Origin of the sequence: Bradyrhizobium sp. 6(2017), from assembly GCF_011058295.2 — a bacterium.
GTDB classification, from domain to species: domain Bacteria; phylum Pseudomonadota; class Alphaproteobacteria; order Rhizobiales; family Xanthobacteraceae; genus Bradyrhizobium; species Bradyrhizobium septentrionale.
In genome coordinates this window covers 554,208-577,295 of sequence record NZ_CP049289.2, presented here as the reverse complement: position 1 = coordinate 577,295, position 23,088 = coordinate 554,208, and the positions used below count along the sequence as shown (strand labels likewise).

Here is a 23,088-nt window from a genome sequence, read left to right as displayed (position 1 = left end):
GGGCACGCTAATGGCTTTGAACATCTCGGCATGGTCGATCCGGAACCCGCTTCCCTCGATCGTCTTCTCGATCATCCTGCTCGTGCTGGGCTATGTCTCCTTCACCAGGCTCGCGGTGACGCGGCTGCCGAGCGCCGACATTCCGGTGATCTCGGTCGCGGTCTCGCAATTCGGCGCCGCGCCGTCCGAACTTGAATCGCAGGTCACCAAGACGATCGAAGACGGCGTCTCCGGCGTGGAGGGCGTGCGCCACATCTCCTCATCGATCACCGACGGCCTGTCGGTGACCACGATCCAGTTCGCGCTGGAGACCAACACCGACCGCGCGCTCAACGACGTCAAGGACGCGGTGACGCGGGTCCGCGCCAACCTGCCGCAGAACGTCACCGAGCCCTTGATCCAGCGCGTCGACGTCATCGGCCTGCCGATCGTGACCTATGCCGCGATCTCGCCCGGCAAGACGCCGGAGCAGCTCTCCTATTTCGTCGACGACGTGGTCAAGCGCGCGCTGCAGGGCGTGCGCGGCGTCGCCCAGGTCGAGCGCATCGGCGGTGTCGAGCGCGAGATCCTGGTCTCGCTCGATCCCGACAAGCTGCAGGCGGTGGGGCTCACCGCGGTCAATGTCAGCCAGATCCTGCGCGGCACCAATGTCGACGTCGCCGGCGGCCGCGCCGAGATCGGCAAGAACGACCAGGCGATCCGGACGTTGGCCGGCGCCAAGACGCTGAACGAACTCGCCGGCACGATGATCCCGCTGTTCGGCGGCGGCGAAATCCGGCTCGACGACCTCGGCACCGTCACCGACACCATCGCCGACCGGCGCACCTTCGCCCGCTTCAACGGCGAGCCGGTGGTCGCGCTCGGCATCAAGCGCTCCAAGGGCGCCAGCGACGTGGTGGTCGCAGCCGCGGTGCAGAAGCGGATCGACGCACTGAAGGTTGCCTATCCCGACGTCGATCTCAAGCTGATCGACACCTCCGTCGAGTTCACCAAGGGCAATTACGAAGCCGCGATCTCGACCTTGTTCGAGGGCGCGATCCTCGCCGTCATCATCGTGCTGCTGTTCCTGCGCGATATCAGGGCCACGATCATCGCGGCGGTCTCACTGCCGCTGTCGATCTTCCCGGCATTCTGGGCGATGGACCTGCTCGGCTTCTCGCTCAACCTGGTCTCCTTCCTCGCCATCACGCTGTCGACCGGTATTCTGGTCGACGACGCCATCGTCGAGATCGAGAACATCGTCCGCCACATGCGGATGGGCAAGTCGCCCTATCGTGCCGCGCTCGAAGCGGCCGACGAGATCGGCCTTGCGGTGATCGCGATCTCGCTCACCATCATCGCGATCTTCGCGCCGGCGAGCTTCATGTCGGGGATCGCCGGACAGTTCTTCAAGCAGTTCGGCATCACCGTGTCGGTGCAGGTGTTCTTCTCGCTGCTCGCCGCGCGCTTCGTGACGCCGGTGCTGGCCGCCTATTTCCTCAAGCACCATGACCACGACGACCCGCCGCCCGGCCCTATCCTGCGCGGCTATCACAGCCTCGTCGCCTGGTCGGTGAAGCACCATTACATCACGGTGCTGATCGGCTTTGCGGTCTTTGCCGCGTCGATCTGGAGCATCACGCTGCTGCCGCAGGGCTTCCTGCCCGCGCAGGACACCGCGCGCTCACTGCTCGCGATGGAGCTGCCGCCCGGCTCGCAGCTCGCCTACACCGAGAAGGTGACCGAGGAGATCGTGGCGCGCTTGCGCAAGCGGCCCGAGGTGAGGAGCATCTTCGTCGACGGCGGCCGCGTGCCGCCGGGCACGCAAGAAGTGCGCCGCGCCGCGCTGATCATCAACTACACGCCGAAGGCGGACCGCAAGATCACCCAGCGCGAGCTCGAGCTTGCGATCGGCAAGGAGCTCGAGAACGTTCCCGATATCAGGTTCTGGTTCCTCGACGAGAACGGCCTGCGCGCCATCTCGCTCGTCGTCACCGGCACCGACAGCAACATCGTCAACAACGTCGCCAGCGAACTGGCAACGCAGATGAAGCGGATCCCGATCATCGCCAACGTGATCTCGGAGACCGCGCTCGACCGGCCCGAGCTGCGCATCCGTCCGCGCGCCGAGCTCGCCGCGCGGCTCGGCGTCTCGACCGAGAGCCTGTCGCAGACCATCCGCGTCGCCACCATCGGCGACGTCGGCCCGGCGCTGGCCAAGTTCGACGCCGGCGACCGCCAGGTGCCGATCCGCGTCCAGCTCGAGGACAATGCGCGCAGCGACCTGCAGATGCTGGAGCAGTTGCGTGTGCCGCTCGGCCAGCGCGGCGAACGCGGCGGCGTGCCGCTCTCCGTGGTTGCCGACATCCAGCTCGACCAGGGCCCGACCAGCATCAACCGCTACGACCGCGAGCGGCAGGCCACCGTCGCCGCCGATCTGGTCGGCAATGCCGCGCTCGGCGACGCCACCAAGCTGATCTACGACCTGCCGGTCATGAAGAGCCTGCCCAAGGGAGTGAAGGTCAGCCCGTCCGGCGACGCCGAGAGCCTCGCCGAACTGTCCGACGGCTTCGCCACCGCGATCACCGCCGGCCTGATGATGGTCTATGCCGTGCTGGTGCTGCTGTTCGGCACCTTCCTGCAGCCGATCACCATCCTGTTCTCGCTGCCGCTCTCGATCGGGGGCGCGATCGGCGCGCTGCTGCTGACCGGCAAGCAGCTCACCACACCGGTGTGGATCGGCATCCTGATGCTGATGGGGATCGTCACCAAGAACGCCATCATGCTGGTGGAGTTCGCGGTGGAGGCGATCCGCGACGGCAAGGCGCGCGAAGACGCCATGATCGACGCCGGCATGAAGCGCGCCCGCCCGATCGTGATGACCACGATCGCGATGGCCGCCGGCATGATGCCGTCGGCGCTAGCGTTCGGCGCCGGCGGCGAATTCCGCTCGCCGATGGCGCTCGCGGTGATCGGCGGCCTGATCTTCTCGACCGTGCTGTCGCTGGTGTTCGTGCCGGCGATGTTCATGGTGATGGACGATATCGGCAGCCTGATCTGGCGCTTCGGCAAGCGGCTTGTCGTTTCGCACGCCGACCACGAGCTGACCCCGAGCGAGCATCCGGCCGACGAAGCCAAGAAGCCGCCCGGCCCACCGAGCATGATCTCACCCGCCGCGGAATGAGCCGAGGCTGGCGCCCACCGCGTCATCGCTCGAAATCGGGTCCGCAACTGCTGAAGGTTGCCTGTTCAATTGTATTCCCGAAATGGTAGCATGCCTCATTCGACATTTCTGAGGGAGCGGCATCATGGCCGATCGGGAAGCAGTACGCAGATTGATCGAACAAGCCTACGCTGCACGAGGCAGAGGGGACGTCGCCGGCATCCTGGCTGATTTTCATGCCGAAGCCTCGTTTGAGCTTGTCGGCGACGACAAGCTGCTCGTGGTGGCCGGCGCCACGCGCGGTCACTCGAATCTTACGCAGACATTGACGCAATTGTGCGCGGCATTCGAGTTTACCAAGCGCGAATATATCAGCTTCCTGATCGACGGTGACCGCGCGGCCGTCCACTCGCGCGTCACAATCCGCTTCGTTCCAAAGAACCACCCGTTCACCACCGATATGCTCGACCTGTTCACGATCCGCGACGGAAAGATCGTTGAACTGATCGAGTTTGCTGATACCGCCCTGATAAAGCATCTCACTTCCGCATAGCACCCGCAAAGCAATAGCCCCGCAGCCAACGAGGGACTGCGGGGCTCTGCAGGTGGATCCGGCCGGAACGTGATGGCGGAGCTCGACAGCCAGGACCGCGAGCAGATTAGTAGAGCCTTGTGCGATAGGCTTCTTCCATCGCCTTCTCGGCGACCTCGACCTCGACGGCGGCGGTCTGCTCGGCGATGATCCGGCCCAGCGTCGGGAAGCTGTGGCGCTCGACCTGCGTGGCGGGACTCCAGAGCTTTGAGCGCATCAGCGCCTTGCCGCAATGGAAGTAGGTCTCATCGACATGCACCTTCACGCCGATGATCGGCGTGACGTTCTGCACCGTGAGTGGCGTCAAGAGGTCCGGCTCCTGCGAAATCTCCGCCCGCCCGTTGACGCGCAGCGTCTCGTTGATGCCGGGCACCAGGAAGATCAGCCCGACCCCGGGCGAGGCCAGGACGTTGCCGAACGTATCGACCCGGTTGTTGCCGCGCCGGTCCGGGATCAGCAGCGTCTTGTCGTCGAGCACGGAGACGAAGCCCGGCGCATCACCGCGCGGGCTGGCGTCGGCATGGCCCTTGCCGTCGCTGGTGGCGATGACGAGGAACGGCGACAGTGCGATGAAGTCGCGGCAGAACTTGTCGAGATGATTGAGGACCTTCTTCTCCGCGAGCGGGCTCACTTGCCCGAAATGCGCGCGCAGATCCTCCTGCGACTTGACCGGCGGCTTGCCGTCCGTGTTCTGGCTGTCCATGACCGACTCCCTTTGGTCGGTCTATACCACGTCGATGCCTGAATTGATGCCCGCTGCGGCGCATGCGGGCTTCAGCCGCAGTGCTTTTCTCGACGATCTGCCGCTCTGCAGAACGATGACGCGGTCGCGCCGACGGCCAGGAATGCAAAACCCCTGCGATCAACGGGAAGAGACCGCAGGGGTTTGCTGGTGGATGGCGTGAGGCCAGCAAGGCTGGGTGTCACCCCAAGGACCGGCTGCAATGAAAGCGACTCCAGCCTGTTCCCGCAAGCAAGTCTTTTGGGCAGGAGAAGCAGCACGCGCGAGACATTCGTGGCCCTCGCGCGCGCGTTGCAGGCAATCCGTTTAGTCGTTGCGCGCGACGGCGGTCAGCTTGGTCATGTTGTGCAGCATGATGCGGCCGCGCTGCAGGTCGACGATGCCGTCCTTGCGCCAGGTCTGCAGCTGCCGGTTGACGCTTTCGCGCGCGGCGCCGACGAAGATGCCGAGCTGTTCCTGCGAGATGTGCACCTCGGAGCCGAAATCCTCGGCCAGTGCGCACAGCCGGCGTGCGAGGCGGACCGGCAACGGCTGCAGCACGGATTCTTCCATCCGCTCGCTCTGCCAGCGGATGCGCTGGCACAGCAATTCGATCAGCCTGACCGCGACCTTCGGCTCGCGCTCGAGGAAGCTGAGGAAATCCCCGCGCCGAAGCACGAACAATTCGCTGGCTTCGCCCGCGGTCGCGTCCGCGGTGCGATCCTGACCGTCGAGCACGGCGACTTCGCCGAACAGATCGCCGGATCCCATGAAGTTCAGCGTGAGCCGGCTGCCGTCGGAGGCCCCGGTCTCGATCCGGATCTGGCCGCGGCGGACCCCAAACAGGGCGTCGCCGGGATCGCCCTTCTGGAACAACACCTCGCCGGCCGAGAGCTGCTGGGTGTGGCAGAGGCCCGAAAGCCGCTGCAACTCGTCCGCACCGAGATCGGCGAACATCGGGTTCATCTTCAGAATGACCGCAAATTCGGCCTGTTTGTTCATTGTACTGCCTTCCAAATCGATCCAAGCAGTCCCCGACGCTCGGTTAGCAAAAATCACCCTCATGGGAGTGTGTGAGAGGTCACATAAGTTCATGCCGGTAACGGATTATTTTTCGCCTCATTGGAGCGAGGTCCCGTTTGCGGGATAATCTCGTGCGATCGGCCGCGCTTTTCCGCGGCGGAACCCCGCTTGCCCGGCCTGGAACGACGACATGAGAGCACTGAGATTTGCCGGGGCCGCCATTGCTGCCGTGATTGTGATCATCGCGCTGGTGGCGGCGGTTGGGATTCCGACCTCCTTCCTCACCTCCGGTATCACCGAGCGGGTCGAGCGCGAGACCGGCTACAAGCTCGCGATCAATGGCGGGGCCAAGATCGGCCTCTGGCCGACCGTCAATGTGACGCTGAACGACGTCGTGTTGCAGGACCCGCGGGAGCGCGAGGTCAACAACCGGTTCGCGGCCGCCAGCGTCGAAGCCAAGATAACGCTGTCGAGCCTGTGGTCGGGCCAGCCCGATATCACCGACCTCGTCATCGCCAAGCCTGTGGTCAACCTGCCGCTGCAGCGCGAGCGCACCCGCGACCATAATCCGCCGGCGAAGTCTGCTGCGTCCGACAATGGCGGCATCACGATCAGGCATGTCAGCGTCAGCGGCGGTACCATCGTGTTTTCCAATGTGCGCGATCGGGTCGAGAACCGGATCGAGACACTCAACGCCGACGCGACGATCGGCGCCGACCGCAAGATCGTCGTCACAGGTGACGCGCGCGCGAGCGACAAGCCGCTGAAGTTCGAGATCCGCGCGACCACACCGCAAGCGCCGCTCGAGCGTCAGAGCGTGCCGGCCGAGTTCAACATCGATGCGCCGGGCCTGTTGCCCGCGGCGATCAAGGCGAATGCCGAGTTGCGCTTGAACGGCACGGTCGTGATGTTCAACGGCGTGTCCGGCACGCTCGGTGACGGCGGCTTCACCGGCTGGGCCTCGGTCGACTTCGCCAGCAACAAGCCGCTGGTGAAGCTCGATCTCGACTTCCAGCGCATTGCGATCGCGATGACGCCGAGCCAGTCCGGCGCCGCGCAGCCATTGGGCACGAACAGCTGGAGCAACGCCTCGATTGACCTTGGCGGGCTCAATTATGTCGACGCGCAGGCGCGCATCTCGGCGGCCGAGCTCGTGATCGGCGACGGCCGCTTCGCGTCCGCGGCGATCGATGCCTCGGTCGACAGCGGCGTGCTCAAGGGTCGGCTCACCAATCTCGGCGCCTATGAGGGCACCGCCAATGGCGACCTCACCATCGACGCGAGGGGCGCTGCTCCAACCTACGCGCTGCGGCTCGATCTCGCCGGCGTGCGCGCGCTGCCGGTGCTGAAGAGCCTCGCCGAGTTCGACAAGCTCGACGGACGCATGCAGGCGAAGATCGCGCTGACCTCGCAGGGCGCCAGCGAGCGCGCCATCGTCGGCAATCTCGGCGGCACGGCCTTCGTCGTGTTCCAGGATGGCAAGATCCTCGGCCTCAACGTCGCGCAGATGATCCGCAACCTCACCGCCAGCACCTTGTCGGGTTGGCAGGAGAGTGAGGCCCTGTCGACCGATCTCAGCCAGCTCTCGGCCTCGTTCAAGATCGACAAGGGCCAGGCCGTCACCACCGATCTCAATCTGATCGGCCCGCTGGTGAAGATGACCGGGGTCGGCACCATCGACCTCAACACAAGGCAGATCGGGTTCCGCGTCGAGCCGCAGCTCGTGATGACCACCGAAGGCCAGGGCCGCGCCGGCAATCCGGTCGGCCTCGGCATTCCCGTGATGGTCGAGGGCCCCTGGATCAGCCCGCGGATCTATCCGGAGATGCAGGGCATCCTCGACAATCCCCAGGCCGCCTATGCCAAGCTGAAGGAGATGGGTAAGGGCCTGTTCGGCGCGAATGGCCAAGGTCTGACCCAAGGCCTGAACCAAGGCCTCAGCGGGCTGAGCAATCTCCTCAACGGCGCGCAGGGCGGCGGAACCGACGCACAGCCCGGCACCGGCCAGCCTCCAGGGGGCAGCGGCCAGAGCAACCCGCTCGGCGGGCAGCTTGGCGAGACCATCGGCAACCTGCTGCAGCAGGGCCTCTCCACCATGAACCAGGGCAACGCGTCCCGCCCGAGCCGCAACCTGGCCCCGTCCGCGCCCGACGCACCGCCGGCCGCCGACCAACCCCCGCCACCCAATCCCCCGTCCGGCGCGACCGCCGAGCAGCACGACAATCCGGCGATGAACGACGTGCTGCGCCAGCTGTTCAATCGCTGATTATTCCCGGATATCCCCCACCGATATCCGGGGCTAACCATGCGACGGGAGGCTCCGCCCTGCCCCGCCGATCCGTGCTAAACAGCGCCGGATGATGCGGCGCACCCGATTGCGAGGGGGCGGACGAGGCTGGATGAACGGGGTGACGGACAAGGGCAAGATCTGGTTCCTGCGCGGCGGCCTGTTCGCCAAATACGTCCTCGCGCTGGTCGGGCTCGTCGTGTTCGTGCTGGCGGTCAACGGCGCGCTTGAGACCTGGATCAGCTACCGCGGCATCAGGAGTACGCTCACCGACGCGATGAGCGACAAGGCGGACGCCACCGCCAAGCGCATCGAGCAGGCGATCTCGGACCTCGAGCGGCAGATCTCCTGGGTGACCCGCGCCTCCTCCAACACGATCGAGCTGCGCCGCGCCGACTATACCCAGCTGCTCGGCCAGGTGCCGGCGGTGAGCCAGCTCACGCTGATCAACGGCCAGGGCCGCGAGCTGCTGCGGCTGTCGCGCCAGACCGTCACCGTGAACTCCAACGCCGACTTGTCCCGCGACCTCCGCTTCATCGAGGCAGTGAGCCGTGGCACCGCCTATGCGCCGGCCACTTTCCACGACGGGCGGCCCTTTATGTCGATCGGCGAGCTGCATTCCGGCTTCAACGCCGGCGTCACCGTGGCCGAGATCGACCTGCGCTTCCTCAGCGACTATTTCGGCGATTCCCAGGTCGGCCGCCTCGCCTTCGCCTATGTCGTCGACGCCAAGGGCCGCGTGCTGGCGAGCTCCTCGAAGGGCCCAGAGGTCGGCAAGGATATCGCCGCGCTGCCGCAGGTCGCCGCAGTGCTGTCGCCCCCCGGCAAGCGGCTCGCCTCCGGCACCGACATCAACGGCAACGCGGTGCTGACCACCGCGAGCGCCGCACCGAATCTCGGCTGGCACGTGTTTGTCGAGCAGCCGACGTCGCAGGCGCTCTCCCCGATCCGCGACCAGCTGGTGCGCATCGCGCTTCTGATCGCGCTCGGCCTCCTGGTCGCAATCATCGCCGGGACGATTTTGGCGCGCCGCATGCTGGTGCCGATCACGGCGTTGCGCACCGGCGCGCGGCGGCTGGGCGCCGGCGACTTCGGCCATCGCATCGAGGTCAAGACCGCGGACGAGCTGGAGGAGCTCGCCGGCCAGTTCAACAGCATGGCCGGACAGCTCGCGGAGACTTACTCCGACCTCGAATGGAAGGTGAAGGAGCGCACTCGCGACCTCGCGCAATCGATCAACGAGCTGAAGGTGCTGGAGGAGGTCGGCCGCGCGGTGGCGTCCTCGCTCGACCTCAATGCCGTGCTGCCGACGGTCGCCGCCCGCGCGCTCGAGATCACCCATGCCGACGCCGTGCTGATCTATGGCTATGACGCGGCACATCGCACGTTCAACCTGACGCAATCGATCGGCATCGACGCCGAAGCCGAAGGCCGCCATCGCGCAATTGACGCGGCGAACAGCCCGCTTGCTGAGGCCGCGGCCGATGGCGAGCCGCTGGCGTTCCCCGATCTCGCAGGCGAGGGCGATCATCCGCTGCGCGATGTCGTGGTCGGCGCCGGCTTCCACTCCGTGCTGGTGGTGCCGCTGGTCGACCAGCAGGGCGTGCTCGGTTCGCTGGTGGTGCTGCGCAAGGCGGCCGGCGATTTCCCCGTGAGCCTGATCGGCCTGATGAAGACCTTTGCGCACCAGGCGGTGCTCGCGATGCGCAACGCGCGGTTGTTCACCGAAGTCGACCAGAAGAGCCACGCGCTGGAGCAAGCCCATTCCACCGTGCGCGAGCAGGCCGACAAGCTCCGCGAGCAAACCGAGGAGCTCAAGGACTGGAACAAGTCGCTGGAGGCCCGCGTCGAAACCCAGCTTTCCGAGATCGAGCGCATCCGCAAGCTCGAGCGTTTCCTGGCGCCGCAAGTGGCGCAGCTGATCGCCTCCTCCGACAGCCCCGAGGGGCTGCTCGCCAGCCACCGCCGCGAGGTCACCGTGGTGTTCTGCGATTTGCGCGGCTTCACCGCCTTCACCGAAGCGACCGAGCCGGAAGAGGCGATGAACGTGCTGCGCGAATATCACGCGGCGCTCGGCACGCTGATCTTCAAATATGAGGGCACGCTCGACAAGTATGCCGGCGACGGCGTGATGATCCTGTTCAACGCGCCGATCCTGCTCGCAGACCACACGCTGCGCGCGGTGAAGATGGCGGTCGAGATGCGCGACACCATCGGCCCGCTGACCGAGCGCTGGCGCAACCGCGGGCATAGCCTGGGGTTCGGCATCGGCATCGCCGTCGGCTACGCCACGCTCGGCCAGGTCGGCTTCGAGCAGCGGCTGGAATATGCCGCGATCGGCAGCGTCACCAACCTCGCCTCCCGCCTGTGCGGCGAGGCCAAGGCCGGCCAGATCGTGGTGAGCCGCCGCGTCTACGGCACCGTCGAGCCCCATGTCGAGGGCCGCGCCATCGACGACCTCGTGCTGAAGGGATTCAATCACCCGATCCTCGCCGCGGAGATTTTGCGCTGGAAGGGCGAGTCGAGAGCTGAGGCAGCGGCGGAGTAGCCGTGTGCATTCCGCTTCGTGGCCCGGAACGCATCGCATCCACCAAACCCGTCATCCTGAGGAGCCGCGAAGCGGCGTCTCGAAGGATGCACGGCCCCGCTTGTGCCCGTCGCCCTTCGAGACGCGCTTCGCGCTCCTCAGGGTGACGGATTGAGAGTTCGCGCCGCTACAGCGTCGTCCCAATTGCGAGGAGAGACCCGGCGACCGCATCCGCCAGCGGGAACCCGCTACCGCCGGAACCTTGCATTCGCGGGGAAAGTGTGTATATTCGTCCCATTCGATTAGCCGTTGTGCCTTGTTGAATGGCCAGAACGGCCCTCCTCCAAAGACATCGCCAGTTGAATGGATGTGACGCGCAGTATTGCGCAAAAACGCGCTTACGCGCTTTGGAGAAGAGAAGATGGCGACAGGTACTGTGAAGTGGTTCAACGGCCAGAAGGGCTTTGGTTTCATCGAGCCGAGCGACGGCAGCAAGGATGTGTTCGTTCACATCAGCGCGGTCGAGCGTGCCGGTCTGACTGGCCTCGCTGAAGGACAGAAGGTCTCGTTCGAGCTGAAGACCGACAAGATGCGCGGCAAGACCAGCGCCGAGAATCTTCAGATCGTCTGAGATTCCTGCTTGGGCATGATTACAGCGGAAAGCGCGACGCGCTTTTAGCTCGCGACAAACGCTAGCGTTTGCGCGGAGATCATGCCGGTTCGTCATTCCACGGATGTACTGGGATGACGTTGCTGCCCGCTCGATCCACCCGGATTGGGCGGGTTTTAGCATGTGCTGTTGCGCGTGACCCCTGAGAACGCTGCGTCGCGCCGTTTGGCGAGACAGCTGCGCCGCGGGACACAGACGCGACGCGCTTGCGCGGGGGATCATGCCCTTGAGAGGATGCCGATGAACGCCAGGAAGCCCGCTCCATCGCCCGCAAGCCTTGCAAGAGCCGACCGACAGCGGATGGCGGCCGAGGAAGGCGCCCGCGCCATCGCCGAGGTCGAGCGCGACGCGGCCGCGATCCGCAAGAACATGGAGCGGTTGCGCGCGCTGCGCGAAGCCCGCGAGGCCCAGGCTGCCGCCGAGGCTGAGCTGGCGCCAGCCCCCATCGCCAAGAAGAAGGCGCGCGTGAAACGCATCGTGCGCTGAGGTAGTGCTGCTGTAGTCACGTCCGCACCGCTATCAATCCCGTCATCCTGAGGTGCGAACCTTGCGGCGCAATTGCGCCGCTGGGCGAGCCTCGAAGGATGCGCGGCCCGACTGGTGGCCGTCGACCCTTCGAGACGCGCGCAAGAGCGCGCTCCTCAGGGTGACGGAGCAGCAGCGCGACGGAGCCACGTTAGTCCCGGATCAACATTGTCAAACAGCGTGAGGGATATGCGTCCGCGTCTTCGCGACGCGTTGCGCCCGAGTGAGCGATCAAATCACCCTCCTCGATTGTGAGAGGGCGCAGGGAAGGCCGGGCGCCGATTGCACCTATGGGAAAGCAAAACGCCTGCTCTTCCGTCGTTGTGTCCGATCATTCTCGCGATAATCAACATCCAGTGAATCTGACTGCGTCCGTGATCACGATCACGGCCTCTCCCGCTCGTCCCAGGAATAACCCATCCCCCGCGTCGTTCGCGTCATGACGCGACGCGCGGTCGCGTAAAAAAGAACAAGCAGGATGGGTTTGATGACGGGTTTGAACGGGACGCCTGAGGCAGCGTCGGTGGTGGCGCTGCATTGCTCGTTGGGGTCGGGACGGCAATGGACGAAGCTTGCGGCCGCGCTCAGTGGCTATCGGTTCATGGCGCCGGATATTTCCGGCTATGGCGTTGCTGCCATTGGGCGCGACTGGCCGCGGACGCTGGATGGCGAGATCGCGCTGCTCGAGCCCTGGCTCGCAAAGGCCGCGGGGCCGATTCATCTGATCGGGCATTCCTATGGCGGGGCGATCGCGTTTCGGCTGGCGACCGCATCGCCTTATTCGCAGCGCATCCACAGCCTGACGCTGATCGAGCCGGTGCTGCCGACGCTCTTGCGTGACGAGTCGTCACGCAAGAGCTCCTTGTTTGAGCATGATCCTGTCGGAAAACCGCTGCACACTTTTCCGGATCATGCTGTGCGTGACGCATCATCACGCAACAGTTCTTTGTTTGAGCATGATCCCCGCGCAAACGCGCCCCGCGTTTGTCGCGAGGAAAAACCGCTTCGCCCTTTTCCGGATCATACGCTGCTCGACTCGCCGGCCGACGCGCGGCTCTACGAGCGCTTCGCGCGCACGGCGCACATCGTGTCGCAGGATATTTTCGATGGCGCGGTGATGGAGGCGGTCGAGGCGTTCACCGCGTTCTGGGCCGGCTCCGGCCCGCGCGAGCAGTTCTCGCCGAGCGGGCGTCTGCGGATGATCGAGCAGGCCGACAAGCTGCCTTACGATTTCAACGCCGCGCTCGATCTGGACGACGTGGCGGCCGCCGCGCGCGGTCTGGGGGTGCCGACGCTGCTGCTGTCGGGCGGGCTGTCACCCTATGTGACGCAGCGCATTGTCGCAAAGCTCGCCTTGCTGATTGATGGCGCCGAGCTGCGGCATCTGCCGGCCGCCGGCCACATGCTGCCGGTAACGCATGCCGAGCGGGTCAACCCGGAGATCCTGCGCCACATCTGGCGCGCCGAGGAGCCGGCGAAGCTGGGGCTGGCGGATACGGGCGCGGCCGACGCGGCGCAGCCGGCTGGCCCGGCCAGGCGGCATCTGGTATTCAGGAGGCCCTCGTTGTGGAAATAGTTTGTCTATGATTTTGCCCCGCATGCGCGCCTCTGCGCTGACCGCCGCCGTGCTGGTCCTGCTCGCCGTCTCGCCCGCGTCTGCCGCGGGCGAGACGGATGCTGCGCCGAAGGGCGCGGCGGTGACGGTGCTGAAGGCCTCAAAATTCTGCTTCGGCAATATCGTCGAGGTGTCCGGCATCGTGCTGCCGCGCGACGAGCAGCAGGTCCGGCCCGAGCGGTTCGGGCTGAAGGTGGCGGAAGTGAATGCCGATCCCGGCGACACCGTCACCGCGGGGCAGGTGCTGGCAAAGCTGACCGACGGCACCAATTCGAGCAACATTACAGCCCCGGTGGCGGGCACGATCTCGGCGTCGTCGGCAATCGTCGGCGCGCCGGCCTCGGGCAAGGACGCGCTGTTCTCGATCATCGCCAAGAGCGAATACGACCTGGTCGGCATGGTGCCGACCCGCGACATCGCCAAGCTGAAGACCGAGCAGACCGCGCGGCTGAAGATCATCGGCGCCGGCGATGTCGACGGCAAGGTGCGGCGGATCGCGCCGACCATCGAGCCGAACAGCCAGCTCGGCCAGGTGTTCATCGCCATCACCGCCAACAAGCGGCTGCTGGTGAATTCGAGCGGGCGGGCGCAGATCAAGACCGGGCAGAGTTGCGGCGTCGCGGTGCCGCTGACCGCGATCCTCTATTCCACCGCGGGCACCGTGGTGCAGGTGATCCGCGGCGGCCGCGTCGAGACGCGGCGGGTGGAGACCGGATTGATGTCGGCCGGCCAGGTCGAGATCCGCGACGGCATCCAGGAAGGCGACATCGTGGTCGCCCGCGCTGGCGCACTGCTGCGCGAAGGCGATCCGGTGCGGCCGGTGGGCGCGAGCGCGGACGCGAAGTAGACGGCGCGGCACCCACAGCGTCGTCCCGGGCAAGCGAAGCGCGACCCGGGACCCATAACCACCGATCTTTGCGATGAACGCGGCTGCGGCCCCAGCATCGCACCACAACGCACATTCGTGGTTATGGGTCCCGGCTCCCGTGCGCAATTGCGCACTAGGCCGGGACGACGTGCGGGAAGACTTGGGCTCAGCCGCCGAGCTTGATGTCTTCCAAGAGCGACGACGACACGCTCGGCACCTGCTCGCCTTCGCTCGCGCGCGAGATCGCGACGCGGGTCTTGTTGAAGGCGGTTTCGGCGCCGGCCTGGGCGTTGAGGTTGTTGATCAGCTCGGAGACCAAGACGCTGTTCGGCGCCCTGGAATCGTCGGCGACCTTGCCCGGCGTCGCCGAGGTCAGCACCAGCGTATTCTCCGGCGGCGAGATCGGCGCGAGGCCGTGCGAGAAGGCGCGGAAACGGCGCTCATAGGGATTGCGGCGCGAGGCATCGAGCACCACGAGCTTGGCTTTGGCACCGCGCTCCTTCATCGCATCGAGCACGGACTCGACGCTGACCCCGGTGCGCTTGACGTCGGCTTCCTTCCAGATCGTGGCGTCGACCGGGATCATGTAGCTTTCGCGGCCGACCTGCAGGCCATAGCCGCCGAAGAACAGCATCACGACGGTGTCGGGGCGGATCTTGGCCTTCATGCGCTCGACCGCGCGGAACATGTCGTCGCGCGTCGCGTCCTCGACCACGTCGACGTCAAAACCCTCGCGGCGCAGCGCCCACGACAGGGTGCGGGCATCGTTGATCGGCTGGGCCAGCGGGGCCGATGCGTCCGGGTAATGGCCGTTGCCGATGATCAGTGCGAGACGGGAGGTGCCGGCCGGGATGCTGCCGGTGGTGTCGGTGGCGACAGCCCCGACGGTCCCTTTGGCGACATCCATCGTCCGCTTGTTGAGCGCGGCATGGGCGCCGATCGCCAGCGACACCGTGCCAGCCACCGCCACAGCGAAGGCAATGGTGCGACGGGAAATATGAGGCTGCCTAAGGTTCATAGCGTTCCTAGTCCCAATCTTTATCCCGATCACGCTCACACGAGATCGCGCCAGTTAGTCGCGTCAGTGATGGTCAGGTTTAATGGGGTTGAGCTGTGTGTGCCGTTGATTGATCTCAATTTGCGGCGCTGCAACAAACACTCCCTTAACCCGGCCGGGCGGCCGGAGCAACCCGGTTTGCCGCATGCTGCCGCCCGGCAGAGGCCATTGACGCCGTTAAGATCCCGTTACGTGACTTCGGTCACATTTGTATTTTGCAGGGATTCATGTAGCTTTCCAACGGCTTGCGGGAGTCTGGGGCGAAGCGCGGGAAATGCTGCCTGATGGCAGCATTAACCGGTTCCAACAGAAAGAGTTTCATGGGCTTTCACGAGATCGCAGGCGCCGTGTGCCGGTCACTGACCGCAGCCAAGGATGGCCCGTCGCTGTATGACGTCTGCGACCCCGTGCTGCAGTCCTATCGCGGCGGCGATGCCCATCTCGGGAAGTTTTACCGGACCGCACTCGGCAATCCGCCGCTGCGCGCGCTGCTCCGCCGCACCGGCCTGCCGGCGCTGAACGACCCCGCGCGGCTTGCCGGCCTGCGCGCCGCGCTGATTGAGGCGCGCGACGCCGACGCGCCGGACTGGGCCGCGATCGGCGCGCCAGTGGCGGCGCTGATGGACGATATCGGCGTCCGCCACCCGGCCCCGCCGGCCGCGCCTGCGCCGGGGCGCCTGCCCGGGATGGCCGAGATCGACCGTGTGATCCGCCTGACCGGCGCGCATCTGCTGCGCTCGTTCCGCAGGAACGGCGGCTTCATCCCGACCTATGCCGCCTTCAATTTAATCGGCGACCCCGACGTCGGCGGGCGCGAGATGCTGATGGCGCTGACCGGGCTCAACGCGCGCGGCTACAAGAACTCGACCCTGCTGTTCAGCCTGGCGCGGATCTTCATCGCGCATTCGCCGGCGCGCGTGCTGATCAACCCGGCCTGGCGCGGCATCGCCGAGCCGATGTGGGAGCCGGTGCAGATCCGCCACCGCTCGGCCTATTACGACGCGTTCTTCACCGAGGCGCTGCTCGGCTTTGTCGAGACCGGGCTGGCATCGCCGGATGAGACAAGCGCGGCGCGGCGCGCGATCTCTGACATGGTCGAGTTCTGCCTGAAGACCAGCGCCGAGGAGGTGCCGTCGCATGACGGCTCCGTCGTGAAGGTGATCACCGCGCTGGCGCCGGGCCGGCATCCGCGCTTCTCGCGCTTCTTCGCCCAGATCAAGCAGGACCTCGGCTTCGGCGTCTATGTGCCCGACTGCGACACCACGGCCTGCTCGTTCTCTGCCGCGACACAGGCCGGCTCCGACGATCCGATCCTCGCGCAGCCGCTGCTCGACTTCTACCGCGGCTACCAGGTGCGCTCGGGCGCCAACGAGCCGCGCGTCACCGTGCCGCTCAACGACAACATCGATTATGAAGGCGGCGTCGTCACCTGGATCGACAATCTCGCGGGCGAGCGGCCCTACGGCAACGACCTCGATCCGACGCTGAACCTCGACATTCTCGAGGTCTCGTTCCGCAACCTCACCCGCTGGAAGATCATCGAGACGCCGCAGCGGCTGGAGACGGTGCATCGCATCATCGCCTTCCAGAAGAACCTGGTTGAAAGCGGCGCGTTCAAGAATCCGCGCTCGCATATCTATTATCTGCCGGAGCTCTATTCGGCCTATTTCGGCCGCTGCTACGCCGCCTTCGTTGCGCTGCCGCTGGCGGCGCAGCGCGTCATCGATCCCGGCAACGTGTTCGCGCTGATCCGCGCCCGCGTGCTCGGCTACGTCACGAACGAGCTGATCGCCCACGAGATGAACCCGTTCGACGCCGCGCTGGCGCTGATGGCGCTGGCGCATCTTGGCGCCGCGGTCTCGACCTTCACGCCGGCGCTGCACTGCATCGTGCAGGGCCTCGGCGAGGGCGGCCGCAAGGGGCCCTACAAGGCCTATGAATGGAATAAGATGAAGACGCCGACCCGCATCCTGGTCGGCGGGCCCGAGGTGACGTCGGCCTTCGTGCTGATGGGTCTCGCGCTGGCGAAGAAGCGGATGACGTGAAGTTGAAACTGGCGGAAACACTCGGGCACTGGCACGGTTGCCCAATTGCCCGCACAATCCTTGGGCACTGACGTCGAGACGCTCAAGCCCTTTGAACGACAAGATTCTGGCCGGGAATGCCGATGTTCAAGATGCTGCTCACTGCTGGCCTGCTGCTCGCGCTGCCGACCTTAGCTGTCGCCGCCGACATCACCGGCGTGCCGAAGATCCGCGACGGCGACCAGATCCAGATCGGCAGCGCCCGCATCCGGCTCGGCGGTGTCGACGCGCCGTCGACCGACCAGCTCTGCCTCAACACCAAGGGCGAACGCTGGACCTGCGGCGTCGCCGCGCGCGACGAGCTGATCAAGCATGCCGGCAACAAGAGCTGGACCTGCCATCCCCGCTCGGTCGATCGCCGCGGCCGCACCATCGCGCGCTGCGAGGTCGACGGCGAGGACATCCAGAAATGGCTGGTCAGCAATGGCTGGGCGCTGGCCTACACCCGCGTCTCGCATGATTACGAGCCGGACGAAAAGGCGGCGCGCGAGGCCAAGGCCGGGATGTGGCAGGGCGCGTTCATCGCGCCGTGGGACTGGCGCGTGCGCAACAAGAAGACCAATGTGCTCGGCGCGGTGAAGCCGCCGGACGGAGCCAGCTCGATCCTGCTCGCCTCGGCCTCCGGTCCCGTCGCGCCCTCGCCCGACTGCACCATCAAGGGCAACGTCAACCGCTCCGGCGAATGCATCTTTCATCAGCCGACCAGCCGCTGGTACGCCAAGATCGAGATGAAGATCAGCAAGGGCACGCGCTGGTTCTGCTCGGTCGAGGAAGCCGAGGCCGCCGGCTGCCGCGAGACGCGGCGCTAGGGCGCGCGACACACCTGATCTGGAAACGTGTACCGTGACCGATCTCGAGATCAATCCGCCTGCGGCGCGCCGGCGCAAACGCCTGCGCTATCTGCGGCTGTTTCTGTTCGCCCTCGTCATCTACCTGATCGCGGCCTATCTGCTGCTGCCCGCACTGTGGACGCATTACGAACACCAGAAGGGCCTTGCCAATCTGCCGATGGTGACGCGCACCGCGCAGGGCATTCCCGGCGATCCCATGAATGTCGGGCTGATCGGCGACACCAGGGACGTGGTCTGTGCGATGCACGAGACCGGCTGGTATCCGGCCGATCCGGTCACGCTGAAATCCTCGATCGAAATCATAGGCTCGGTGCTGCTCGATCGTCCCTACAAGGATGCGCCGGTGAGCAACCTGTTCTATCTCGATCGCCGCGAAGACCTTGCCTTCGAGAAACCGGTTGGAGCGAGTGCGGATCGCCGCAACCATGTCCGCTTCTGGCGGGTGCTGGATCAGGGTCAGGAGAAGCGCCCGGTGTGGCTTGGCGCTGCGACGCTCGACCGCAGTGTCGGCATCTCCAGCTACACCGGGGCGGTGACCCATCATATCGCGGCCGATCTCGACGCCGAACGTGCACTGCTCGCCACCGACCTCGAGTCCGCCGGCATGGTCACCGCGAAATATCAGGTGACCGGCATCGGCCCGACCCTCGCCGGCCGCAATGGCGGCGGCGATCTCTATTACACCGACGGCGAAATCTGGGTGCTGCGGCTGGTCGAGGCCTGCCGCAAGAACCACGGCACCGTCGAGCAGATCCCAAGCCCCGCCGCGACGGAGTTCAAGGACCAGATCTGGCGCGCGGTGGTCGAATCGATCGGCAAATAAGGCTGTGTCCCGCGCTTTTGGAAACGCTGGATTGCTTTGTCCGGCTCGCAATCGCAGCCGTGATGGAATATCCTCGGCACTTGACCCCTCACACGCATGATTTGCGTTGCTTTACCCATAAGGAACAGGACGATGACCGTTCGCGCGGGCCGGGAATTTCTGGCCATCCCCGGGCCCACCACGATGCCCGATCAGGTGTTGCAGGCGATGCATCGCCCGGCGCTCGATATCTACTCCGCCGAGATGTTCGAACTGACCGAGAGCCTGCTGCGCGATCTCTCAAAACTGTTCGCCACCATGGGCAAATCCTACATCTACATCGCCAACGGCCACGGCGCCTGGGAGGCGACGCTCTCCAACGTGCTGTCGCGCGGCGACAAGGTGCTGGTGCTGGAAAGCGGACGCTTTGCGATCGGCTGGGGCCAGGCTGCGGCGGCGATGGGCGCCGAGGTCGAGGTGCTGAAGGGCGACTGGCGTCGCGCGATCCGTCCGGCGGAGGTCGAGGAGCGGCTGCGCCGCGACAAGGAGCACAAGATCAAGGCGATCCTCGCGGTGCAGGTCGACACCGCGTCGGGCGCCTACAACGACATCGAGGCGATCGGCAGGGCGATCAAGGCCGCCGGCCACCCCGCGCTGTTCATGGTCGATACTGTTGCCTCGCTCGGCTGCATGCCGTTCGAGATGGACAAATGGTATGTCGACGTCGCGATGTCCGGCTCGCAGAAGGGCCTGATGACGCCGCCCGGCCTCGGCTTCGTCGCCGCCAATGACCGCGCCTGGGACGCACACAAGAAGGCCGATCTGCGCACACCCTATTGGGACTGGACCGAGCGCGAAGGCAGCGAGCACTACCGCAAGTATGCCGGCACCGCGCCGGTGCATCTGTTGTTCGCTTTGCGCGAGGCGATCAACATGCTGCATGCCGAAGGCCTGGAAAATGCCTTCGAACGGCACCGGCTGCTCGGCGAAGCCGTGCGCCGCGCGGTTGCCACCTGGGCCGAGGGCCAGGTGCTCGGCTTCAACATCACTGAAGCCGCCGAGCGTTCCAACACGGTGACGACCGTGACCGTGAAGGGCGCCGATCCCGCCGCAATCCACCGCTACGCCAAGGAAAAATGCGGCGTCGTGCTCGGCACCGGCATCGGCGATTTGCAGGGCCAGGCGTTCCGCATCGCGCATATGGGCCACGTCAACGCGCCGATGATCCTCGGCACGCTCGGCGTCGTCGAGGTCGCGCTCACCGCGCTGAATATCCCACACGGCAAAGCCGGCGCCGACGCCGCCATCCAGTGGCTCGGCGACAACGTGAAGGCGTAGGAGCAGAAAGCCGCGGCTTGAGACCCGTCATCCTGAGGAGCGCGAAGCGCGTCTCGAAGGGTCGACGGCCCGGCTGCGGCCGCGCGGCTCCATCGGGGCCGTGCATCCTTCGAGACGCGCGCAAGAGCGCGCTCCTCAGGATGACGGGACGAGGTGGTCGCGGAATGGTGGAATAGCATTGCCCATTGACCGTGGCCACATTCACGCCATTCTTGATCCACGCATACGGACAGGATCATCGCGATGGGCATTTACATCTACATGCTTCGCTGTGCCGACGAGTCCTTCTACGTCGGCAGTGCCACGGGTGACGATCTCGCGCCGCGCATCGAACAGCACAATGCGGGTACCTTCCCCGGCTACACTCTGAACCGTCGACCAGTGGTCCTCGTCTGGTCAGAGTATTTCGATCGCGTCACTGACGGTATCGCTGCGGAACGGCAGATCAAAGGCTGGAGTCGAGCGAAGAAGGAAGCACTGATTCGGTCGGATTGGGGCGCGATGAGCCGACTGGCACATCGTCGCCAACGCAACCCCTCGCCGTCATCCTGAGGAGGCCGCAAAGCGGCCGTCTCGAAGGATCGACGGCCGAGCTGCCGCCGCGACCGAGTCGGAGCGCGCCGAGACATCTGGGCCGTGCATCCTTCGAGACGCGCGCAAGAGCGCGCTCCTCAGGATGACGGGAGAGTGGTCGGGGGATACGCAACGAAGAGGAGCCACGACTTTATGACGGGGCGCGAACACTTTCCGCCGTCATCATTTTCCGCTTTACTGCCGGCAACAGCCGGGCACGGATCCCTGCGAGACAACAAAATGGAGGGGATCGCTTGGCATCGGTGGAGTTGCGCGGCCTGGTCAAGCGGTTTGGATCGTTTATCGCGGTTGATGATGTTTCGCTGACGATCGATCATGGTCAGCTTGTCTGCCTGCTCGGGCCGTCCGGCTGCGGCAAGACCACGACGCTGCGGCTGATTGCCGGCTTCCTCGAACCGTCAGACGGCGAAATCCGCGTCGGCGACCGCGTGGTGTCGTCGAAAGCCCGCACGCTGCCGCCCGAGCAGCGCAACATGTCGATGATCTTCCAGAGCTACGCGCTGTGGCCGCACATGACAGTGGCCGAGAACATCGTCTACGGCCTGCGCTTGCGCAAAATGGATCGCGACACCATCGCGAAAAAACTCGCCGCGATTCTGGCGACGACCAAACTGGAACCACTGGCGCAGCGCTATCCGGGCGAGCTGTCCGGCGGCCAGCAGCAGCGCGTCGCGCTGGCGCGGGCGCTGATCGTCGGCCCCGAGACGCTGCTGCTCGACGAGCCGCTGTCCAACCTCGACGCCAATCTGCGCGAGGAGATGCGGTTCGAAATCCGCCGCCTGCACGATGAATATCGCTACACCACGGTCTACGTCACCCACGATCAGTCCGAGGCGATGACGACAGCCGATCTGATCGCGGTGATGAACGCCGGCAAGATCGACCAGCTCGGCGCGCCTGAGGACATCTATGCGCGGCCGGAATCCGAATTCGTCGCGCGCTTCATCGGCGCCGCCAACGTGATCAAGGGCACCGCGCGCGACGCGACCCACGTGGAATTCGCCGGCGCGACGCTCGAGGTGGTCGGCGCGAAACTCGCAGCCGGCCAGAGCGCGCCGGTCGCGATCCGCCAGCACGAGATCCAGCTCTCGACGCACGCGCCGGCCGCAACGCAGAACACGCTCAAGGCCATCGTGACGCGGCAGGTCTATCTCGGCATGAACCGCGACTACATGGTGGAAACCTCCGACGGCACCTCGTTGCGCGTGACCACTCCGACGGAGACCGCGGTCGAGAAAGGTAGCGAGGTTTGGCTGACATTGCCGCCCGAGCGTTGTCGGGCGCTCAGCCGTTAATGAACAAGAAACGGAGGGACGCGATGCGGAAACCAGTTTCCAGACGCGATGTCCTGAAAGGCGCTGCGGCGCTTGCAGCCGGCAGCGTGTTCGCATCGCCCGCGCGCGCCGCGGCACCTGAGCCGGTTGCGATTACGCCCGACCTTGTCGCCGCAGCGAAGAAGGAAGGCAAGCTGGTGTTCTATTCGTCGATGGACCTGCCGGTCGGCGAAAAACTCGGCAAGGTGTTCGAGGCCGCGTATCCCGGCATCACGGTGCAGATCGAGCGTTCCGGCTCGGAGCGGCTGTTCCAGCGCGTGGCACAGGAATTCGACGCCAACATCCACGCCGCCGATGTCGTCAACAGCGCCGATGCCTCGCACTTTATCCCATGGAAAAAGAGCGGGTGGCTGATGCCGTTCGTGCCCGAGGACGTCGCGAAATATTTCCCCGACAATTATCGCGACCCGGACGGGATGGCCGTGACGACGCGGCTGTGGCTGTCGTCGATAGCCTACAACACCAATCTGGTGAAGGCGGAGGACGCGCCGAAAAGCTTTGCCGATTTGCTCGACCCGAAATGGGCCGGCAAGATGGTGAAGGGCCATCCGGCCTATAGCGGCACCATCATGACCACAACATTCCAGATCGTGCGCGAGCTCGGCTGGCCCTATCTGGAGAAGCTTGCAAAACAGCGCGTGATGCAGGTGCAGTCCTCGACCGACCCACCGAAGAAGCTCTCGCTCGGCGAACGCGCCGTGATGGCCGACGGCAATGAATACGGCATCGTGCTGTTGAAGGAGGCCGGACAGCCGGTCGAGCCGGTCTATCCGACCGAGGGCACGCCGACAATCTCGGGACCGACGGCCATCTTCGCCGGCGCGCCGCATCCGAACGCCGCAAAGCTGTTCCAGGCCTGGCTGCACACCCGCGAGACCCAGCAATTCTTCGTCGACTTCACCGGTCAATATTCGGTGCACGCCCAGGTGCAGCCAAGGGCCGGCCGGCGCAGGCTCGCCGACATCAAGCTGATGGAGGAGGATCCGGCGGGGGTGGAGGCGATGACCGAAGAAATCAAGACGCGCTATGCGCGGTTGTTTCGGGTGTGAGGGCATGGG

Annotated in this window: 18 protein-coding genes; 15 read left to right on the top strand and 3 right to left on the bottom strand. The window is 65.5% G+C overall.

All coding sequences use genetic code 11. The features are described 5' to 3' along the window. The first annotated feature begins 10 nt into the window (after positions 1 to 10). Both G6P99_RS02785 and G6P99_RS02780 read left to right on the top strand, forming a co-directional pair. The gene (locus tag G6P99_RS02785; RefSeq protein WP_029080574.1) at positions 11 to 3,163 is read left to right on the top strand and encodes an efflux RND transporter permease subunit; all 3,153 of its coding nucleotides are present in this window, start codon (positions 11 to 13) and stop codon (positions 3,161 to 3,163) included. A 124-nt stretch (positions 3,164 to 3,287) separates the two neighbouring features. Beyond that, the gene (locus G6P99_RS02780; RefSeq protein ID WP_029080575.1) at positions 3,288 to 3,695 is read left to right on the top strand and encodes a nuclear transport factor 2 family protein; all 408 of its coding nucleotides are present in this window, start codon (positions 3,288 to 3,290) and stop codon (positions 3,693 to 3,695) included. 106 nt (positions 3,696 to 3,801) lie between these two features. Here the strand turns inward: G6P99_RS02780 and G6P99_RS02775 are convergent, their stop codons facing one another. Together G6P99_RS02775 and G6P99_RS02770 are read right to left on the bottom strand one after the other, a co-directional pair. Next, positions 3,802 to 4,437: a pyridoxamine 5'-phosphate oxidase family protein gene (locus tag G6P99_RS02775; RefSeq protein ID WP_029080576.1), complete on the bottom strand. Its 636-nt coding sequence runs from the start codon at positions 4,435 to 4,437 to the stop codon at positions 3,802 to 3,804. Between the two features lie 345 nt (positions 4,438 to 4,782). Beyond that, positions 4,783 to 5,457: a Crp/Fnr family transcriptional regulator gene (locus G6P99_RS02770; RefSeq protein ID WP_029084283.1), complete on the bottom strand. Its 675-nt coding sequence runs from the start codon at positions 5,455 to 5,457 to the stop codon at positions 4,783 to 4,785. A gap of 211 nt (positions 5,458 to 5,668) precedes the next feature. Here G6P99_RS02770 and G6P99_RS02765 point away from each other — a divergent pair, with 211 nt between their 5' ends. From G6P99_RS02765 to G6P99_RS02740, 6 genes are all read left to right on the top strand, one after another. Continuing rightward, on the top strand, positions 5,669 to 7,744 hold the full coding sequence (locus tag G6P99_RS02765; protein WP_029084282.1) for an AsmA family protein: 2,076 nt from the start codon (positions 5,669 to 5,671) through the stop codon (positions 7,742 to 7,744). Between the two features lie 133 nt (positions 7,745 to 7,877). Continuing rightward, a complete protein-coding gene (locus G6P99_RS02760; protein WP_165127163.1) occupies positions 7,878 to 10,313 on the top strand; it encodes an adenylate/guanylate cyclase domain-containing protein in 2,436 nt (811 codons plus the stop codon). Between the two features lie 400 nt (positions 10,314 to 10,713). After that, entirely contained in the window at positions 10,714 to 10,923 is a 210-nt protein-coding gene (locus G6P99_RS02755) for a cold-shock protein (RefSeq protein ID WP_029084280.1), read from the top strand. 339 nt (positions 10,924 to 11,262) lie between these two features. Then, entirely contained in the window at positions 11,263 to 11,448 is a 186-nt protein-coding gene (locus G6P99_RS02750) for a hypothetical protein (protein ID WP_334261911.1), read from the top strand. Positions 11,449 to 11,974: 526 nt separating this feature from the next. Then, positions 11,975 to 13,063 carry an alpha/beta fold hydrolase gene (locus G6P99_RS02745; RefSeq protein WP_165127161.1) on the top strand — a complete coding sequence of 363 codons (1,089 nt, stop codon included), beginning with the start codon at positions 11,975 to 11,977 and terminating at the stop codon, positions 13,061 to 13,063. Positions 13,064 to 13,070: 7 nt separating this feature from the next. Then, on the top strand, positions 13,071 to 13,949 hold the full coding sequence (locus G6P99_RS02740; RefSeq protein WP_029084277.1) for an efflux RND transporter periplasmic adaptor subunit: 879 nt from the start codon (positions 13,071 to 13,073) through the stop codon (positions 13,947 to 13,949). A 187-nt stretch (positions 13,950 to 14,136) separates the two neighbouring features. On the opposite strand, the gene G6P99_RS02735 is transcribed toward G6P99_RS02740, so the two are convergent. Continuing rightward, positions 14,137 to 14,988 (bottom strand): caspase family protein, encoded by an 852-nt coding sequence (locus G6P99_RS02735; protein WP_165127159.1) that lies wholly within the window; start codon positions 14,986 to 14,988, stop codon positions 14,137 to 14,139. Between the two features lie 359 nt (positions 14,989 to 15,347). On the opposite strand from G6P99_RS02735, the gene G6P99_RS02730 reads away from it, so the two are divergent. From G6P99_RS02730 to G6P99_RS02700, 7 genes are all read left to right on the top strand, one after another. Next, on the top strand, positions 15,348 to 17,072 hold the full coding sequence (locus G6P99_RS02730) for a hypothetical protein (protein ID WP_029084275.1): 1,725 nt from the start codon (positions 15,348 to 15,350) through the stop codon (positions 17,070 to 17,072). A gap of 122 nt (positions 17,073 to 17,194) precedes the next feature. After that, positions 17,195 to 17,920 carry a thermonuclease family protein gene (locus G6P99_RS02725; protein WP_029084274.1) on the top strand — a complete coding sequence of 242 codons (726 nt, stop codon included), beginning with the start codon at positions 17,195 to 17,197 and terminating at the stop codon, positions 17,918 to 17,920. Between the two features lie 34 nt (positions 17,921 to 17,954). Then, positions 17,955 to 18,785: an LssY C-terminal domain-containing protein gene (locus G6P99_RS02720; protein WP_051346673.1), complete on the top strand. Its 831-nt coding sequence runs from the start codon at positions 17,955 to 17,957 to the stop codon at positions 18,783 to 18,785. Between the two features lie 132 nt (positions 18,786 to 18,917). Continuing rightward, entirely contained in the window at positions 18,918 to 20,102 is a 1,185-nt protein-coding gene (locus tag G6P99_RS02715; RefSeq protein WP_029084272.1) for a pyridoxal-phosphate-dependent aminotransferase family protein, read from the top strand. A 243-nt stretch (positions 20,103 to 20,345) separates the two neighbouring features. Continuing rightward, positions 20,346 to 20,654, top strand: a complete 309-nt coding sequence (locus tag G6P99_RS02710; RefSeq protein WP_029084271.1) for a GIY-YIG nuclease family protein — start codon at positions 20,346 to 20,348, stop codon at positions 20,652 to 20,654. Positions 20,655 to 20,938: 284 nt separating this feature from the next. Continuing rightward, the gene (locus tag G6P99_RS02705) at positions 20,939 to 21,991 is read left to right on the top strand and encodes an ABC transporter ATP-binding protein (protein ID WP_245284871.1); all 1,053 of its coding nucleotides are present in this window, start codon (positions 20,939 to 20,941) and stop codon (positions 21,989 to 21,991) included. Between the two features lie 23 nt (positions 21,992 to 22,014). After that, a complete protein-coding gene (locus tag G6P99_RS02700; RefSeq protein ID WP_029084269.1) occupies positions 22,015 to 23,079 on the top strand; it encodes an ABC transporter substrate-binding protein in 1,065 nt (354 codons plus the stop codon). Positions 23,080 to 23,088 lie beyond the last annotated feature (9 nt).